The 17,815-nt window shown below is 53.5% G+C and carries 12 protein-coding genes and 4 tRNA genes; 1 reads left to right on the forward strand and 15 read right to left on the reverse strand.

The annotated features are described in order from the left end of the window. Positions 1–7: 7 nt before the first annotated feature. From rpoC to C2E16_RS19425, 13 genes are all read right to left on the reverse strand, one after another. Entirely contained in the window at positions 8–4,231 is a 4,224-nt protein-coding gene (gene rpoC, locus C2E16_RS19365) for a DNA-directed RNA polymerase subunit beta' (protein ID WP_038629794.1), read from the reverse strand. A gap of 96 nt (positions 4,232–4,327) precedes the next feature. Then, a complete protein-coding gene (gene rpoB / locus C2E16_RS19370) occupies positions 4,328–8,356 on the reverse strand; it encodes a DNA-directed RNA polymerase subunit beta (RefSeq protein WP_038629793.1) in 4,029 nt (1,342 codons plus the stop codon). A gap of 325 nt (positions 8,357–8,681) precedes the next feature. Next, positions 8,682–9,047 (reverse strand): 50S ribosomal protein L7/L12, encoded by a 366-nt coding sequence (gene rplL, locus C2E16_RS19375; protein WP_038629792.1) that lies wholly within the window; start codon positions 9,045–9,047, stop codon positions 8,682–8,684. A gap of 62 nt (positions 9,048–9,109) precedes the next feature. After that, positions 9,110–9,607 carry a 50S ribosomal protein L10 gene (gene rplJ / locus C2E16_RS19380; RefSeq protein WP_012772934.1) on the reverse strand — a complete coding sequence of 166 codons (498 nt, stop codon included), beginning with the start codon at positions 9,605–9,607 and terminating at the stop codon, positions 9,110–9,112. 345 nt (positions 9,608–9,952) lie between these two features. Beyond that, entirely contained in the window at positions 9,953–10,657 is a 705-nt protein-coding gene (rplA, locus tag C2E16_RS19385) for a 50S ribosomal protein L1 (protein WP_038629791.1), read from the reverse strand. Positions 10,658–10,660: 3 nt separating this feature from the next. Continuing rightward, on the reverse strand, positions 10,661–11,089 hold the full coding sequence (rplK, locus tag C2E16_RS19390) for a 50S ribosomal protein L11 (protein WP_038629790.1): 429 nt from the start codon (positions 11,087–11,089) through the stop codon (positions 10,661–10,663). Between the two features lie 151 nt (positions 11,090–11,240). Next, entirely contained in the window at positions 11,241–11,786 is a 546-nt protein-coding gene (gene nusG / locus C2E16_RS19395; RefSeq protein WP_038629789.1) for a transcription termination/antitermination protein NusG, read from the reverse strand. Position 11,787: 1 nt separating this feature from the next. Next, the gene (gene secE, locus C2E16_RS19400) at positions 11,788–12,171 is read right to left on the reverse strand and encodes a preprotein translocase subunit SecE (protein ID WP_038629788.1); all 384 of its coding nucleotides are present in this window, start codon (positions 12,169–12,171) and stop codon (positions 11,788–11,790) included. Between the two features lie 231 nt (positions 12,172–12,402). Then, the gene (tuf, locus tag C2E16_RS19405) at positions 12,403–13,587 is read right to left on the reverse strand and encodes an elongation factor Tu (protein WP_038629787.1); all 1,185 of its coding nucleotides are present in this window, start codon (positions 13,585–13,587) and stop codon (positions 12,403–12,405) included. A 111-nt stretch (positions 13,588–13,698) separates the two neighbouring features. Further along, positions 13,699–13,774 (reverse strand) — tRNA-Thr (locus C2E16_RS19410). Positions 13,775–13,779: 5 nt separating this feature from the next. After that, positions 13,780–13,854 (reverse strand) — tRNA-Gly (locus tag C2E16_RS19415). Between the two features lie 128 nt (positions 13,855–13,982). Further along, a tRNA-Tyr gene (locus tag C2E16_RS19420) sits at positions 13,983–14,067 on the reverse strand. A 10-nt stretch (positions 14,068–14,077) separates the two neighbouring features. Beyond that, positions 14,078–14,153: transfer RNA gene (locus tag C2E16_RS19425), tRNA-Thr, on the reverse strand. A 609-nt stretch (positions 14,154–14,762) separates the two neighbouring features. On the opposite strand from C2E16_RS19425, the gene coaA reads away from it, so the two are divergent. Next, positions 14,763–15,713, forward strand: a complete 951-nt coding sequence (coaA, locus tag C2E16_RS19430) for a type I pantothenate kinase (RefSeq protein WP_038629786.1) — start codon at positions 14,763–14,765, stop codon at positions 15,711–15,713. 61 nt (positions 15,714–15,774) lie between these two features. Here the strand turns inward: coaA and birA are convergent, their stop codons facing one another. Both birA and murB read right to left on the reverse strand, forming a co-directional pair. Continuing rightward, positions 15,775–16,737 (reverse strand): bifunctional biotin--[acetyl-CoA-carboxylase] ligase/biotin operon repressor BirA, encoded by a 963-nt coding sequence (birA, locus tag C2E16_RS19435; protein WP_084971658.1) that lies wholly within the window; start codon positions 16,735–16,737, stop codon positions 15,775–15,777. Continuing rightward, positions 16,734–17,771 (reverse strand): UDP-N-acetylmuramate dehydrogenase, encoded by a 1,038-nt coding sequence (gene murB, locus C2E16_RS19440; protein WP_084971656.1) that lies wholly within the window; start codon positions 17,769–17,771, stop codon positions 16,734–16,736. The genes birA and murB overlap by 4 nt, the downstream gene beginning before the upstream one ends. Positions 17,772–17,815: the final 44 nt, after the last annotated feature.

Consider the following 17,815-nt stretch of genomic DNA (forward strand, 5'->3'; position numbering starts at 1 on the left):
CTGACGATTACTCGTCGTCGCTGCCACCAAGGCCAGCGTTCAGGAGCTCGGCCAGGCTGGCCGTCGCTTCTTCCGCGCTCACCTGAGGCGCAACGGTCGGCTCGCCAGCCGCACGGCGACGCATACGATCCTGATGGTAAGCGTAACCGGTACCGGCCGGGATCAGACGACCCACGATAACGTTCTCTTTCAGGCCGCGCAGCTCGTCGCGCTTGCCTGCTACCGCTGCTTCGGTCAGGACACGGGTGGTCTCCTGGAACGATGCCGCAGAGATGAACGATTCGGTTGCCAGAGACGCTTTGGTGATGCCCAACAGGTCGCGAGCGTATGTGGCGCCCACTTTGCCGTTGATCTCCAGATCGCGGTTGGCAATCTTCACGCGTGAGTATTCTACCTGCTCGCCTTCCAGGAACTCGGAGCTGCCCGCGCTGGAGATGGTTGCTTTACGCAGCATCTGACGCACGATAACTTCGATGTGCTTATCGTTAATCTTAACGCCCTGCAGACGGTATACGTCCTGCACTTCGTTAACGATGTAACGGGTCACAGCCTGAACGCCACGCAGACGCAGAATGTCATGCGGAGATTCTGGTCCGTCGGAGATCACGTCACCACGTTCAACGCGTTCGCCTTCAAATACGTTGAGCTGACGCCATTTCGGAATCATCTCTTCGTACGGCTCGCTGCCGTCGACCGGCGTGATCACCAGACGACGCTTGCCTTTGGTCTCTTTACCGAAGGAGACGATACCGCTAATTTCAGCCAGAATCGCAGGCTCTTTCGGACGACGCGCTTCGAACAGGTCGGCAACGCGCGGCAGACCACCGGTAATATCCTTGGTACCGCCAGATTCCTGAGGCACACGCGCCAGGGTGTCACCAGAGCTGATCTTCACGCCGTCTTCCAGCTGAACAATCGCTTTGCCCGGCAGGAAGTACTGAGCCGGCATGTCGGTGCCCGGGATCAGAACGTCGTCGCCGTTAGCGTCAACGATTTTCAGCGCCGGACGCAGGTCTTTACCACCAGCGGTACGCTCTGCGGTGTCCAGCACCACGAGTGAAGACAGACCGGTCAGCTCGTCAGTTTGACGGGTAATGGTCTGGCCGTCGATCATGTCGGTGAAACGGATGAAACCGCTCACTTCGGTGATAACCGGCATGGTGTGCGGATCCCAGTTCGCTACTGTTTCACCAGCATTGACCTGCTCACCGTCACCTTTCGCCATGGTCGCGCCGTAAGGCACTTTATAGCTTTCTTTGGTGCGCCCGAATTCGTCGATCATTTTCAGTTCAACGTTACGGGAAGTGATCACCAGCTTGCCAGCGGAGTTGGTTACCGACTTGGCGTTCGTCAGCTTGATGGTACCTTTGTTCTTCACCTGAATGCTGGATTCAGCAGCCGCACGCGATGCCGCACCACCGATGTGGAACGTACGCATCGTCAGCTGTGTACCCGGCTCACCGATGGACTGCGCCGCGATAACGCCGATGGCCTCACCTTTGTTGATGATATGGCCACGCGCCAGGTCACGACCGTAGCAGTGCGCACAGACGCCGAAGTCAGTTTCACAGGCAACAACGGAACGCACTTTCACGCTGTCGACAGAGTTCTGCTCCAACACGTCACACCAGTGCTCATCGAGCAGGGTGTTGCGGGAAACCAGAATGTCCGCCGTACCCGGCTTCAGTACGTCTTCCGCCGTTACACGGCCCAGTACACGCTCACGCAGCGGCTCTTTAACGTCGCCACCTTCGATAACCGGCGTCATGGTAATGCCTTCGAGGGTGCCGCAGTCATCTTCGGTCACCACCAAATCCTGCGCCACGTCAACCAGACGACGGGTCAGATAACCGGAGTTTGCCGTTTTCAGTGCGGTATCCGCCAGACCTTTACGCGCACCGTGCGTGGAGATGAAGTACTGGAGTACGTTCAGACCTTCACGGAAGTTCGCAGTGATCGGCGTTTCGATGATGGAGCCATCCGGCTTCGCCATCAGGCCACGCATACCCGCCAGCTGACGGATCTGAGCGGCAGAACCACGCGCACCGGAGTCGGCCATCATAAAGATGCTGTTAAAGGAAACCTGTTTTTCCTCTTCGCCGTCGCGGTTGATAACCGTTTCGGTAGAGAGGTTTTCCATCATCGCCTTGGCAACACGTTCGTTGGCCGCGGCCCAGATATCGATAACTTTGTTATAGCGTTCGCCAGCGGTTACCAGACCAGACTGGAACTGCTCCTGGATCTCAGCCACTTCCGCTTCCGCTTCGGTGATGATCTCCACTTTCTTCGCCGGGATAACCATGTCGTCGATACCTACGGAAGCGCCTGAACGGGCTGCGTAGGCAAAACCGGTGTACATGGTCTGGTCAGCAAAGATAACAGTCGGTTTCAGGCCCAGAATGCGGTAACAGGTGTTCAGCATTTTGGAGATCGCCTTTTTACCCAGCGCCTGGTTGACGATGGAGTAAGGCAGACCCTGCGGCACGATCATCCACAGAATAGCGCGACCGATAGTGGTATCGATCAGGCTGGTTTTCGGGATGAATTCACCCTGCTCATTCTTTTCATATTCAGTGATACGCACTTTAACGCGCGCATGCAGCTCGGCCAGGCCGGCGCGGTAAACACGCTCAGCTTCTTTCGGGCCGGTCAGCACCATGCCTTCGCCTTTCGCGTTCACTTTGTCGCGGGTCATGTAGTACAGACCCAGAACAACGTCCTGAGACGGAACGATAATCGGCTCACCGTTCGCCGGAGACAGGATGTTGTTGGTAGACATCATCAGCGCACGCGCTTCCAGCTGGGCTTCCAGCGTCAGCGGTACGTGAACAGCCATCTGGTCACCATCGAAGTCGGCGTTATAGGCCGCACAAACCAGCGGGTGCAGCTGAATTGCTTTACCTTCGATCAGAACCGGCTCAAACGCCTGGATGCCAAGACGGTGCAGCGTCGGCGCACGGTTCAGCAGAACCGGGTGTTCGCGGATCACTTCGTCCAGGATATCCCAAACCACGGCTTCTTCACGCTCAACCATTTTCTTGGCGGCTTTGATGGTGGTCGCGAGGCCACGCAGCTCCAGCTTGCCGTAGATGAACGGTTTGAACAGTTCGAGCGCCATTTTCTTCGGCAGGCCGCACTGATGCAGACGCAGGTAAGGACCTACGGTAATAACGGAACGACCAGAGTAGTCGACGCGTTTACCCAGCAGGTTCTGACGGAAACGACCCTGCTTACCTTTAATCATGTCAGCCAGCGATTTCAGCGGACGCTTGTTGGAGCCGGTGATCGCGCGACCGCGACGACCGTTGTCCAGCAGGGCGTCTACCGCTTCCTGCAGCATACGTTTTTCGTTGCGTACGATGATGTCCGGCGCAGCCAGATCCAGCAGTCGTTTCAGACGGTTGTTACGGTTAATGACGCGACGATAGAGATCGTTCAGGTCAGAAGTCGCAAAACGACCGCCGTCCAGCGGAACCAGAGGACGCAGATCCGGCGGCAGCACAGGCAGCACGGTCAGGATCATCCACTCCGGCTTGTTGCCAGACTGTACGAAGGCTTCCAGCAGCTTGATGCGCTTGGTCAGCTTCTTACGCTTGGTCTCGGAGTTGGTTTCGTTCAGCTCTTCGCGCAGCTGCTCGCATTCCTGCTCCAGATCCATGTTTTTCAGCAGCGCCTGGATCGCTTCCGCGCCCATTTTCGCGTCGAATTCGTCGCCAAACTCTTCCAGCGCGTCGAGATACTGCTCTTCAGTCAGGATCTGGCGCTTCTCGAGGTTGGTCATGCCGCCTTCAACCACGACATAAGATTCGAAATACAGCACGCGTTCGATATCGCGCAGCGGCATATCCAGCAGCAGGCCGATACGGGACGGCAGCGATTTCAGGAACCAGATGTGCGCGGTCGGGGAAGCCAGCTCGATGTGGCCCATGCGCTCACGACGCACTTTGGTCTGGGTCACTTCAACGCCGCACTTCTCACAGATCACGCCACGGTGTTTCAGGCGCTTGTATTTGCCGCACAGGCATTCGTAATCTTTTACCGGCCCGAAAATACGGGCGCAGAACAGACCATCGCGCTCTGGCTTGAAGGTACGGTAGTTAATGGTTTCCGGCTTTTTCACTTCACCGAAAGACCAGGAACGGATCATGTCTGGCGAGGCCAGCGCAATCTTGATCGCATCAAACTCTTCGGTTTTAGTTTGCGCTTTCAGAAACTTAAGTAAGTCTTTCACGGATTAGCTCCCGTCGGAGTGAGACTTCTCAAGGGAATCCGGGCAAGCCCGGATTCCCTTGTAACCAGTACAGATGCGAATGCTACCCTGAGGGTATTACTCGTCTTCCAGCTCGATGTTGATGCCCAGCGAGCGGATCTCTTTCAACAGTACGTTGAAGGATTCCGGCATGCCCGGCTCCATCTGATGGTTGCCGTCCACGATGTTCTTATACATCTTGGTACGACCGTTGACGTCATCAGACTTAACGGTGAGCATTTCCTGCAGCGTGTATGCCGCGCCGTATGCTTCCAGCGCCCACACTTCCATCTCACCGAAGCGCTGACCACCGAACTGCGCCTTACCACCCAGCGGCTGCTGAGTAACCAGGCTGTAAGAGCCGGTAGAACGTGCGTGCATCTTGTCATCAACCAGGTGGTTGAGTTTCAGCATGTACATGTAGCCTACGGTAACCGGACGCTCGAACTGCTCGCCGGTGCGGCCGTCGAACAGGGTGATCTGACCGGAAGTCGGCAGATCGCCAAGCTGCAGCAGCTCTTTGATTTCGCTTTCTTTCGCGCCATCAAACACCGGCGTTGCGATCGGCATACCTTTTTTCAGGTTCTCGGCCAGACGCAGCACTTCGTCATCAGAGAAGGTGTTCAGATCGACACGCTGACGTACGTCGGCGCCCAGATCGTAAGCACGCTGGATGAACTCACGCAGTTTGGCGACTTCTTCCTGCTTCTTCAGCATCGCATTGATTTTGTCACCAATGCCTTTCGCCGCCATGCCCAGGTGGGTTTCCAGGATCTGACCGATGTTCATACGAGACGGTACGCCCAGCGGGTTCAGTACGATGTCGACCGGCGTGCCGTTCTCATCGTAAGGCATATCTTCGATCGGGTTGATCTTGGAGATAACACCTTTGTTCCCGTGACGACCTGCCATCTTGTCACCAGGCTGGATCTGACGTTTAACGGCCAGATACACTTTGACGATTTTCAGCACGCCCGGTGCCAGGTCGTCGCCCTGAGTGATTTTGCGGCGCTTAGCTTCGAGTTTCTTCTCAAACTCGTGCTTCAGCTCGTCGTACTGCTCGGCCAGCTGCTCCAGCTGATTCTGCTTCGCTTCGTCGGTCAGGCCCAGTTCCAGCCAGCGCTCGCGCGGCAGCTTGTCCAGTTTTTCCGCTTCCACGCCGCCGGAAACCAGCACTGCATGGATACGTGCGAACAGACCGGCTTCGAGGATCTGCAGTTCTTCAGTCAGGTCTTTCTTCGCCTGCTTCAGCTGCATCTCTTCGATTTCCAGCGCGCGCTTGTCTTTTTCCACGCCATCGCGGGTAAAGACCTGCACGTCGATAACGGTGCCGGAAACGCCATTCGGTACGCGCAGAGAAGAGTCTTTCACGTCAGACGCTTTCTCACCGAAGATCGCGCGCAGCAGTTTCTCTTCCGGCGTCAGCTGGGTTTCACCTTTCGGCGTTACCTTACCAACCAGAATGTCACCGCCGGTCACTTCCGCACCGATGTAAACGATGCCGGACTCATCCAGTTTGGAGAGCGCCGCTTCACCCACGTTCGGGATGTCAGCAGTGATCTCTTCTGGCCCCAGCTTGGTGTCACGAGACACACACGCCAGTTCCTGAATGTGGATGGTGGTGAAGCGATCTTCCTGTACAACGCGCTCGGAGACCAGAATGGAGTCTTCGAAGTTGTAGCCGTTCCACGGCATGAACGCGACGCGCATGTTCTGACCCAGCGCCAGCTCACCGAGGTCGGTGGACGGGCCATCAGCCAGCACGTCGCCGCGCTCTACCGGTTCGCCCAGAGAAACGCACGGCATCTGGTTGATGCAGGTGTTCTGGTTAGAACGGGTATATTTAGTCAGGTTGTAGATGTCGATGCCGGCTTCGCCCGGATACATCTCGTCTTCGTTAACTTTGATAACGATACGTGACGCATCAACATACTGTACGGTACCGCCACGTTTGGCTACGGCGGTTACGCCGGAGTCAACCGCTACCGCGCGCTCCATACCGGTACCAACCAGCGGCTTATCAGCACGCAGAGTCGGAACCGCCTGACGTTGCATGTTCGCACCCATCAGGGCGCGGTTAGCATCATCGTGCTCCAGGAACGGGATCAGGGACGCACCGACGGAAACCACCTGCTGGGTGGAAACGTCCATGTAGTCAACCTGATCGCGGCTGAACAGGCTCGATTCGCCTTTGCTACGGCAGGTGACCAGATCGTCAACAAAGCCGCCGTTTTCATCAAGCTGGGCGTTCGCCTGAGCGATAACGTAGTTACCCTCTTCGATAGCGGAGAGGTAATGAATTTCATCACTCACTACGCCGTCGATAACGCGACGATACGGGGTTTCCAGGAAACCGTATTCGTTCGTCTGCGCATATACGGAGAGTGAGTTGATCAGACCGATGTTCGGACCTTCAGGCGTTTCGATAGGACATACGCGACCGTAGTGAGTCGGGTGTACGTCTCGCACTTCGAAGCCTGCGCGTTCACGGGTCAGACCGCCTGGGCCAAGCGCGGAAATACGACGCTTGTGCGTAATCTCAGACAGCGGGTTGTTCTGGTCCATAAACTGAGACAGCTGGCTGGAACCGAAGAACTCTTTCACCGCCGCAGAGATCGGCTTGGCGTTGATCATATCCTGAGGCATCAGGGTATCGAGATCGCCCAAAGACAGACGCTCTTTCACCGCACGCTCAACGCGCACCAGACCGACGCGGAACTGGTTTTCCGCCATTTCGCCCACGGAACGAATACGACGGTTGCCGAGGTGGTCAATATCATCCACTTCGCCTTTGCCGTTACGGATACCGATGAGCTTCTTCATCACTTCGATGATGTCGTCTTTGCTCAGGATACCGGAACCTTCGATCTCGTCGCGACCCAGAGAACGGTTGAACTTCATGCGGCCAACCGCAGAAAGATCGTAACGGTCTTCGGAGAAGAACAGGTTCTCGAACAGGTTTTCCGCCGCTTCGCGCGTCGGCGGCTCGCCCGGACGCATCATGCGATAGATCTCAACCAGCGCACTCAGGCGATCGTTGGTTGGGTCAACGCGCAGCGTTTCGGAGATATACGGGCCGTGATCCAGGTCGTTGGTAAACAGCGTTTCGATACGCTTGTGACCGGCCTGGCTCAGCTTCGCCAGCAGATCCAGCGACAGCTCCATGTTCGCAGTGACGATCAGCTCGCCTGTGCCTTCGTCGACATAGTCTTTAGCAACCACTTTGCCTGCAATGTATTCCACCGGCACTTCGATATGCTGGATACCATCTTTTTCCAGCTGACGAATATGACGCGCGGTAATACGGCGGCCTTTCTCTACGTAGACCGTGCCGTTCGCTTCGATATCGAAGGAGGCGGTTTCGCCACGCAGACGCTCAGGCACCAGCTCCATCTGCAGCTTGTTGTCGCGAATTTCGAATACCACTTTTTCAAAGAACAGATCGAGAATCTGTTCAGTGGTGTAATTCAGCGCGCGCAGAATGATACTGGCCGGCAGTTTACGACGACGGTCGATACGGACGAACAGGTTGTCTTTCGGGTCAAACTCGAAATCGAGCCATGAGCCACGGTAAGGGATGATGCGTGCGTTATAGAGCACTTTACCCGAAGAGTGGGTTTTACCCTTATCGCTGTCAAAGAATACGCCAGGACTACGGTGCAGCTGAGAAACGATAACCCTTTCAGTACCGTTAATAACAAAGGTACCGTTTTCGGTCATGAGCGGAATTTCGCCCATGTATACTTCTTGTTCTTTGATGTCTTTAACGGTGCCTTCCGGCGCTTCGCGCTCGTAGATCACCAGACGCAGCTTAACGCGCAGCGGAGCTGAATACGTCACGCCACGGATCTGACATTCTTTCACATCAAAGACAGGTTCGCCTAAGCGGTAGCTGACATACTGCAGCTCAGAGTTGCCGCTATAGCTCTGGATTGGGAATACGGAACGGAATGCAGCTTCCAGACCGTATTGGCCTTCCGGATCTTGCTCGATAAACTTCTGGAACGAGTCAAGCTGGATAGAAAGGAGATAGGGTACGTCCAGAACCTGTGGACGTTTGCCAAAATCCTTACGAATGCGTTTTTTCTCGGTATAGGAGTAAACCATAGGGTTCCTCAGCTAGCTGACAAGTCGACCCACTCTGTCCGTCCTGAAGGACAGTTCATGCAACACTATTTTGTTTCTCGGAAAGTGCGGGACACCTTCCGCAATACGTCTTTCTATCACTCTTAAATCATTTCATTGCTGTTGCATGGGCAGGGAACCCTGCAGGGAAGCAGTATATTAAGGCGTCGATAGAAAAAGATATTGAAGACGCTCAATGGACAAACAGTGCGAAACCCCATTGAGGCCCTGTAGCGCAAAAAGGCTGGTGACCAAAAAGTCACCAGCCATCAGCCTAAAAGATCAGGCTGCAACCTGAAAGGTTGGCTTATTTAACTTCAACTTCAGCGCCAGCTTCTTCCAGAGATTTTTTCAGAGCTTCAGCGTCGTCTTTGCTGATGCCTTCTTTCAGCGCAGCCGGTGCAGACTCAACCAGATCTTTCGCTTCTTTCAGGCCCAGGCCAGTTGCGCCACGTACTGCTTTGATAACAGCAACTTTGTTAGCGCCAACAGCTTTCAGTACAACGTCGAACTCAGTTTTTTCTTCAACAGCTTCAGCCGGGCCAGCAGCAACAGCTACAGCAGCAGCAGCAGAAACGCCGAATTTTTCTTCCATAGCGGAAACCAGCTCAACTACTTCCATTACGGACATAGCGGCTACTGCTTCCAGAATTTGATCTTTAGTGATAGACATGACAATTGTTCCTAAGAATCAGAAAATAGTGTGTACGTAAAAGTGCGCTGTAAAGGAAGGCCTTAAGCGGCTTCTTTCGCATCGCGTACGGCAGCCAGGGTGCGGACCAGTTTGCCTGCAGCGGCTTCTTTCATGGTCGACATCAGACGTGCCAGTGCTTCTTCGTAAGTCGGCAGCGTTGCCAGACGGTCAATTTGTGCCGCCGGGATCAGCTCACCTTCAAAGGCTGCAGCTTTGACCTCGAATTTTGCATTCGCTTTCGCGAACTCTTTGAACAGACGAGCAGCAGCGCCCGGGTGTTCCATAGAGTATGCAATCAGGGTCGGACCAACAAACGTGTCTTTCAGGCACTCGAACTGAGTACCTTCAACGACGCGGCGCAGCAGGGTGTTACGAACAACACGCATGTAAACGCCAGCTTCACGACCTGCTTTACGCAGTTCAGTCATTTTATCTACGGTAACGCCACGAGAATCCGCAACCACCGCAGACAGCGCGCCTTTGGCTACTTCGCTGACTTCAGCAACAATCGCTTGTTTGTCTTGAAGATTTAATGCCATTAGCTTTTGCTCCTGGATTTTAGCCGGAGGAAAAATTCCCCCGAACTCACTTCACTTACCGACCGAAAAGAAGGTAAGCGCTAAAACACGGTGAGCAGAATCCAGAAAAGAAAAAATATTCTTCAGGCTCTGTCACCGTCTACGCAGGACGATTAAGTTTCTTTCGAAACACCTGCGGTCTTGGACGGAGGCCTGGATAAGGCCAGGCTCCAACCGAAAATCTTTCCGCCCTCCCCTTTCTGAACCGGCATCACCGATGTCATGAAGGCTTGAGGCGGGCGTTCTGTTTAACAGAACAACGGGCGTAAGATTCTAGAGGAAACTTTCGCCCGCGTAAAGCGATTATTAATTCGCCACTGCAGTCAGACCAGTCTGGTCGATGGCAACGCCAGCGCCCATGGTGGTAGACAGGCTAACTTTCTTGATGTACACGCCTTTCGCCTGAGTCGGTTTGGCTTTTTTCAGCGCAACCAGCAGAGCTTCCAGGTTTTCTTTCAGTTTGTCAGCGTCGAAATCAACCTTACCGATAGTGGTATGGATGATGCCGTTTTTGTCGTTGCGGTAGCGAACCTGGCCAGCTTTAGCGTTTTTCACTGCTTCAGCGACGTTCGGCGTTACCGTACCCACTTTCGGGTTCGGCATCAGGCCGCGCGGACCCAGAACCTGGCCCAGCTGGCCAACAACGCGCATTGCATCAGGAGATGCGATAACAACGTCAAAGTTCATTTCGCCTTTTTTGATTTGCTCAGCCAGATCTTCCATACCTACCAGCTCAGCGCCAGCTGCTTTAGCAGCTTCAGCGTTCGCGCCCTGGGTAAACACAGCAACGCGTACAGAGCGGCCAGTACCGTGCGGCAGCACAGTCGCGCCACGTACGTTCTGGTCTGATTTACGCGCGTCGATGCCGAGGTTAACGGCAACGTCAACGCTTTCTACAAACTTAGCGGTAGCCAGTTCTTTCAGCAGAGCAACAGCTTCGTTGATGTCGTACTGTTTGGTAGAATCAACTTTGTCACGGATCACGCGCATGCGCTTGGTCAGCTTAGCCATCTCTTAATCCTCCACTACCAGGCCCATGGAACGAGCAGTACCTTCGATAGAGCGAGTCATCGCTTCTACGTCGGAACCAGTCATGTCCGCAGCTTTGGTTTCTGCGATTTCACGTACCTGAGCACGGGTTACTTTACCGACTTTGTCTTTGTTCGGCTTGCCGGAACCAGACTTGATACCCGCCGCTTTCTTCAGCAGTACAGCTGCCGGAGGCGTTTTGGTAACGAAGGTGAAAGAACGGTCAGAATAAACGGTAATAACAACAGGAATCGGCAGACCTTTTTCCAGGCTGTCGGTTTTCGCGTTGAACGCTTTACAGAATTCCATGATGTTAACGCCCTGCTGACCCAGAGCCGGACCAACTGGCGGACTCGGGTTAGCCATACCAGCCGCAACCTGCAGCTTGACGTAGGCTTGTACTTTCTTAGCCATGATATTTCCTCTGTTGGGTATAGCGCCTGTTAAGGCTTCCCGTGATTAAACTTTCATATGCCGCCGGGGCACATAAAAACAAAAGGCGCGAAATTGTAGGGCAATTTCGCGCCTTCTGCAACCCTAAATCGGTAAAAACCGAGCGGGTAATTTAGCCTTTTTCAACCTGGCCGAAATCCAGCTCAACCGGGGTTGCGCGTCCGAAGATAGAGACAGAAACCTTCAGGCGACTCTTCTCATAATCCACTTCTTCCACGACGCCATTAAAGTCGGCAAACGGGCCGTCATTGACGCGAACCATTTCGCCCGGCTCAAACAGCGTTTTCGGACGCGGTTTGTCGCCGACCTGCTGCAGACGGTTCATGATCGCATCGACTTCTTTATCGCTAATCGGTGCCGGACGATCGGACGTACCGCCAATAAATCCCATCACGCGCGGAACGCTGCGCACCAGGTGCCAGCTTGCGTCGTTCATAACCATTTGCACCAGCACATAGCCGGGGAAGAATTTACGTTCGCTTTTGCGACGCTGGCCGCCACGAATCTCGACTACTTCTTCAGTAGGGACCATGACGTCGCCAAACAACTCTTCCATATTGTGCAATTTGATATGCTCACGCAGCGATTGTGCTACGCGCGCCTCAAAACCGGAAAACGCCTGAACGACGTACCAGCGCTTTTTTGGAGCTTCAGACATCTCAGAACCTCAGGCCAGTGATAAACGATACCAGACGGACCAGAATACCATCCAGCCCCCACAAAATCAGTGACATCACGGCGGTAACCGCGGCAACGATTAACGTGGTATGCAGCGTTTCCTGGCGCGTAGGCCAAATGACTTTGCGCACTTCGGTTCTGGCTTCGCGAGCGAAAGCCACCGTTGCTTTACCTTTCGTCGTCAACAGCGCGATGCCGCCTGCCGCCGCGATCAGTATAACAACAGCCAATGCGCGCAGCGGTAAGGTCACTTCGCGATAATAGAAGTTACCTACAATTGCCACGATCAGCAAAATGGCGACGACTACCCACTTTATCGCTTCCAGGCCGCGCCCGCTTCCTTGAGCTTCGGTATTAGCACTCATAAACCAACCTGCCACATAAATCAGAAACAATTTTGCCCCGCGCATGCGAGGCAGCCAAACCGAATGCAGCTGTTAAGGCGTAACTCGGTCGATTACGCCGTGCTACAGAGCCTGTCTCAGCAATGATTATGAGCAAAGAATCACTGATGAGCCAGGTTCTATGTTACAGCGTATAAAAAGGGCATCAAATGATGCCCTCTTCTTGTACGTTGCGTCAAATGTTATCGGCGATTAGCCCAGAACTTTAGCAACAACGCCTGCACCAACGGTACGGCCGCCTTCGCGGATTGCGAAACGCAGACCGTCGTCCATCGCGATCGGGTGGATCAGGGTAACAACCATTTTGATGTTGTCGCCCGGCATAACCATCTCAACGCCTTCCGGCAGTTCGATGGTGCCCGTTACGTCAGTCGTACGGAAGTAGAACTGAGGACGATAGCCTTTGAAGAACGGAGTGTGACGGCCGCCTTCGTCTTTGGACAGGATGTATACTTCTGATTCGAATTTGGTGTGCGGCTTGATAGAGCCCGGCTTAGCCAGAACCTGGCCACGCTCGATCTCTTCACGCTTGATGCCACGCAGCAGAACGCCGACGTTCTCACCAGCACGGCCTTCGTCCAGCAGTTTGCGGAACATTTCAACGCCGGTACAGGTAGATTTCGCGGTATCTTTGATACCCACGATTTCAACTTCTTCACCCACTTTGATGATGCCGCGCTCAACACGACCGGTCACTACGGTACCACGACCAGAGATGGAGAATACGTCTTCGATCGGCAGCAGGAACGGCTTGTCAATCGCGCGCTCTGGTTCCGGGATGTAGGTATCCAGGTGGCCAGCCAGCTCGATGATTTTCGCTTCCCACTCAGCGTCGCCTTCCAGCGCTTTCAGCGCGGAACCGCGAACGATCGGAGTGTCGTCGCCCGGGAAGTCGTACTGAGACAGCAGGTCACGCACTTCCATCTCAACCAGTTCCAGCAGCTCTTCGTCATCAACCATGTCACACTTGTTCAGGAACACGATGATGTACGGAACGCCAACCTGACGACCCAGCAGGATGTGCTCACGGGTCTGCGGCATCGGGCCGTCAGTCGCAGCAACAACCAGGATAGCGCCGTCCATCTGAGCAGCACCGGTGATCATGTTTTTCACGTAGTCGGCGTGGCCCGGGCAGTCAACGTGCGCGTAGTGGCGAGACGGGGTGTCATATTCAACGTGAGAGGTGTTGATGGTGATACCACGTGCCTTCTCTTCCGGCGCGTTATCGATCTGATCGAATGCGCGAGCTGCGCCGCCGTAGGTCTTAGCCAGAACGGTGGTGATAGCTGCAGTCAGGGTAGTTTTACCGTGGTCAACGTGGCCGATAGTACCGACGTTGACGTGCGGTTTTGAACGTTCAAATTTTTCTTTAGACATCGATTGTCCCTCTAAGACACGGTTAAATCGGTGATATCACCACATCAACCAGGCATAGCCTGTGCTGTTGTATTTTTTGTACAGGAAGAATCAGGGAGGGAGATGAAGAAGTGGTGCTGATACCCAGAGTCGAACTGGGGACCTCACCCTTACCAAGGGTGCGCTCTACCAACTGAGCCATATCAGCACATCTGGAGCGGGCAGCGGGAATCGAACCCGCATCATCAGCTTGGAAGGCTGAGGTAATAGCCATTATACGATGCCCGCAACCTGGAACTCGGCTACCTGTTCTTTCTGTAGCATATGAATAATAAGGTAAGGAGACTTATTATTCGAGCTTCGAGCCAACCTGCGTTGCTTGCTGACTCCGACTGTGCTTGAGCTCAGTCTGAATATGGTGGTGGGAGAAGGATTCGAACCTTCGAAGTCTGTGACGGCAGATTTACAGTCTGCTCCCTTTGGCCGCTCGGGAATCCCACCTGATACTTGATGGTGCCGGCTACCGGAATCGAACTGGTGACCTACTGATTACAAGTCAGTTGCTCTACCTACTGAGCTAAGCCGGCATCAAGTGAGGCGCATTCTAGGAAGAGCGGCTGAGGTATGCAACAAAAAAATTGCGATAAATGTTCTATCGATTACTATTTGTGCAATTCTTCGCAAAATTACGCTTTTTTGAAGAAAAAACAACCGTTCCTGGCAGTGAGGCCCGCCCGCAAAAAGCATTATAGCCTGCCGATTACGTCGGTAAGCCAGCAACAGCGTGCGTCGTTATGCCCGTTCGGCTGACTTAAAAAGCCCCTCTGGAGAAGCCCACCCGGCACCGCAATGAAAGCCAGGCAGGTTAAAAGCACAACCTGTGATCCACATCACTTTTTAGTTTCTATCGCGCACTGTGCTTCTATCTAATAAGCTCAGCGGATCAATCGCTTAACACATACTGGGTCAGGCCTGTATCCCAGGGTTTTCTTTATTTGAATTTTATAATAACAGGCGAAATTGTGGGGATCCTTCCGATTGCATTTACCGATCTATCTTTTTCCTTCTTTTTTTCCCGTTACTGGTGTTAACCTCCTGCGCATTGTTTTCTGAAATTACCTTCAGGGCACAGGAAGGCGGATCAACTATGCTCTCCTGTCGCCGTTCGGTAAATATTTGCTGGCAGAAGCATGCTTATGAGTAATAAAGAGTCCTCGTTTACCACCCCGTACCTGACATTCAGTCGCCAACAATGGGCTGCGTTGCGTGATTCTGTGCCGATGACATTATCAGAGGATGAGATTGCGCGTCTGAAAGGCATTAACGAAGATCTTTCACTGGAAGAAGTTGCAGAGATCTATTTACCGCTGTCTCGCCTGTTGAATTTTTATATTAATTCTAATTTACGTCGTCAGGCGGTGCTGGAGCAGTTTTTAGGTACCGACGGCCAAAAGATTCCTTATATTATCAGTATCGCTGGAAGCGTAGCCGTAGGAAAAAGCACGACCGCCCGCGTGTTACAGGCGTTACTGAGTCGCTGGCCGGAACATCGCCGCGTTGAGTTGATCACAACGGACGGCTTTCTGCATCCGAACGCCGTGTTAAAAGAACGCGGCCTGATGAAGAAAAAAGGATTTCCGGAATCTTACGATATGCACCGACTGGTCAATTTCGTCGCCGACCTGAAATCAGGCGCAACAGAAGTGACGGCCCCGGTCTATTCACATCTGATTTATGATGTCATCCCGGACGGCGATAAAGTCGTTCAGCAGCCGGATATCCTGATTCTCGAAGGGCTGAATGTGCTGCAAAGCGGAATGGATTATCCTCACGATCCGCACCATGTCTTTGTGTCTGATTTCGTCGACTTTTCTATATACGTCGATGCGCCTGAAGATCTGCTGGAGCATTGGTATATCAATCGCTTCCTGAAGTTCCGTAAGGGCGCTTTTACCAATCCCGATTCCTATTTTCATCATTACGCTCAGCTTGTCGAAGAGGAAGCGGTCAATATCGCCACTCAGCTCTGGCGGGAAATTAACTGGCGTAACCTGAAAGAGAATATTTTACCGACGCGAGAACGTGCGAGCCTGATTCTGAGCAAGAGCGCAAATCACGCAGTGGAAAAGGTTAAATTACGTAAATAGAAGATGAATAGTGCTTCTGGCGGCACAGATGCCGCCAGAAGAGTGTCTGCTTATAAAGCAATCAGTCCTGAGGCCGTAAAGATATTTCGCCGCCTACCCAGGCTTTAGTTACGCCATCCTGTTCCAGCAACAGCCCACCCTGTGGATCGATGCCGCGTGCAATGCCTAATACTTCACGCTCGCCAATCAGTAACTTAACTGGTCGGTTAATAAAGTTATCCAGGCGCTGCCAGCGTGAAATAAATGGCGTGAGGCCTTCACGCTCAAACTCTTTCAGGCTGCGTCTTAGCTGATTAACCAGCACGCTAACAAGCTCATTACGGTTGATGGCAATTCCTGCTTCGTGCAAATTAATCCAACCCTGATTTACTACGTTCGCATCCGGGGAACGCATCGCCAGGTTGATGCCCGCACCGAAAACAATCTGTGCCGCATCACCTGTTTTGCCCGTCATTTCAACCAGAATGCCCGCTAACTTACGATCGTTCAGATAGAGATCGTTTGGCCATTTGACTCTTACATCTTCCGCACCGAGCTGCTGTAGCACCTCAGCAATCACAATGCCGATAACCAGGCTGAGTCCCATTGCCGCAGCGGGTCCCTGATCGAGGCGCCAGTACATGGAAAGATAAAGATTAGCGCCAAAGGGCGAAAACCACTGACGGCCACGGCGGCCACGTCCCGCCTGCTGGTATTCTGCAACGCAGGCATCTCCGGTCTGTAGCGTGTTCATACGTTCCAGTAAATACTGGTTAGTCGAATCAATAACCGGAATGACAGCTACACCCTGCTGTTTCAGGGCGGTGTTTATTTTATCTTCATCCAACAGTTCAATCGGCGCCGGTAAGCAGTATCCTTTTCCCGTCACGGTAAAGACATCCAGCCCCCACTCTTTCAGCGTCTGTATATGCTTATTGATTGCGGCACGGCTCATGCCAAGTTGCTCGCCGATCTGCTCGCCGGAATGGAATTCACCATCTGCCAGGATAGCAACTAACTTTAACGGTACGCTGTTATCTTTCATGCTATTACCTCAACGGCATTCTCTTCACCTTCGGCACCGATAAATCGCACTTCCGGCTCCAGCCAGACATCAAATTTTTCACCGACGCGTTGCCTGACAGCATGCGCTAACGCCACTACATCCGCTGCCGTGGCTTGTTCGATATTAATCAGCACCAGGGCCTGCTGTTGATGCACGGCAGCGCCGCCGACCCGATAACCTTTCAACTGGCATTGATCGATAAGCCAGCCAGCGGCCAGCTTAACCTCACCGTTGCTTTGCGGATAATGCGGAGCATGCGGGAAATCTGCCAGCAGCGAAGCTGCCTGCTCCGCACTAACAACGGGATTTTTAAAAAAGCTGCCGGCGTTGCCGGTTAAGGCGGGATCGGGCAGCTTGCTGCGCCGCATATGGCACACTGCATCGAAAATCTGCTGCGGCGTTACGGTGGCTGGATCCAGACGCGTTAAATCGCCATAGCTCATTACAGGCCGCCACCGTTTTGGCAGTATAAAGCCAACAGCAATGATGGCGTGGCCATGCTGCAACTGATGCTTAAAGATGCTGTCACGGTAGCTGAACTGGCACTGCGCCGCTGTGAGTCGCTTAACGCTCCCGCTGTTTAACTCCAGCACATCAACCCACTCACAGACATCCTTCATCTCTATGCCGTAGGCGCCTATGTTCTGGATCGGTGCCGATCCTACACAGCCAGGAATCAACGCAAGGTTTTCCAGGCCGCCGATCCCCTGCTGTAATGTGAAGGTCACCAGCCGGTGCCAGTTCTCCCCTGCCCCTACGTGTAAGCGCCATGAATCATCATCTTCGTTGACAGCGATGCCTTTGATACGGTTGATTACCACAATGCCGCTAAAAGCTTCCAGAAACAGTACATTGCTGCCTTCGCCAAGCAGCAAAAAGGGTAAGTTCTGCCGCTGGCATTCTTGCCAGGCGGCGACGATCTGTTCCGGGCTTTCTGCTATTACCACTTTGCGCGCAGCTGTATCAATAGCGAAGGTATGAAGGGTTTTCAGTGAGTATTCAGGGCTGGACATGAAACGGCCTATTTCCGGTTAACTGTGGCCAGTTTACCTGATAG

The organism is Mixta calida (genome assembly GCF_002953215.1).
GTDB lineage: Bacteria > Pseudomonadota > Gammaproteobacteria > Enterobacterales > Enterobacteriaceae > Mixta > Mixta calida.

Bases quoted from the DNA above. Each gene is read 5' to 3' on its own strand.
- nusG (WP_038629789.1), bottom strand. From the start codon at position 11,786: ATGTCTGAAGCTCCAAAAAAGCGCTGGTACGTCGTTCAGGCGTTTTCC.
- secE (WP_038629788.1), bottom strand. From the start codon at position 12,171: ATGAGTGCTAATACCGAAGCTCAAGGAAGCGGGCGCGGCCTGGAAGCG.
- tuf (WP_038629787.1), bottom strand. From the start codon at position 13,587: ATGTCTAAAGAAAAATTTGAACGTTCAAAACCGCACGTCAACGTCGGT.
- rpoB (WP_038629793.1), bottom strand. From the start codon at position 8,356: ATGGTTTACTCCTATACCGAGAAAAAACGCATTCGTAAGGATTTTGGC.
- rplA (WP_038629791.1), bottom strand. From the start codon at position 10,657: ATGGCTAAGCTGACCAAGCGCATGCGCGTGATCCGTGACAAAGTTGAT.
- rplL (WP_038629792.1), bottom strand. From the start codon at position 9,047: ATGTCTATCACTAAAGATCAAATTCTGGAAGCAGTAGCCGCTATGTCC.
- rplK (WP_038629790.1), bottom strand. From the start codon at position 11,089: ATGGCTAAGAAAGTACAAGCCTACGTCAAGCTGCAGGTTGCGGCTGGT.
- coaA (WP_038629786.1), top strand. From the start codon at position 14,763: ATGAGTAATAAAGAGTCCTCGTTTACCACCCCGTACCTGACATTCAGT.
- murB (WP_084971656.1), bottom strand. From the start codon at position 17,771: ATGTCCAGCCCTGAATACTCACTGAAAACCCTTCATACCTTCGCTATT.
- birA (WP_084971658.1), bottom strand. From the start codon at position 16,737: ATGAAAGATAACAGCGTACCGTTAAAGTTAGTTGCTATCCTGGCAGAT.
- rplJ (WP_012772934.1), bottom strand. From the start codon at position 9,607: ATGGCATTAAATCTTCAAGACAAACAAGCGATTGTTGCTGAAGTCAGC.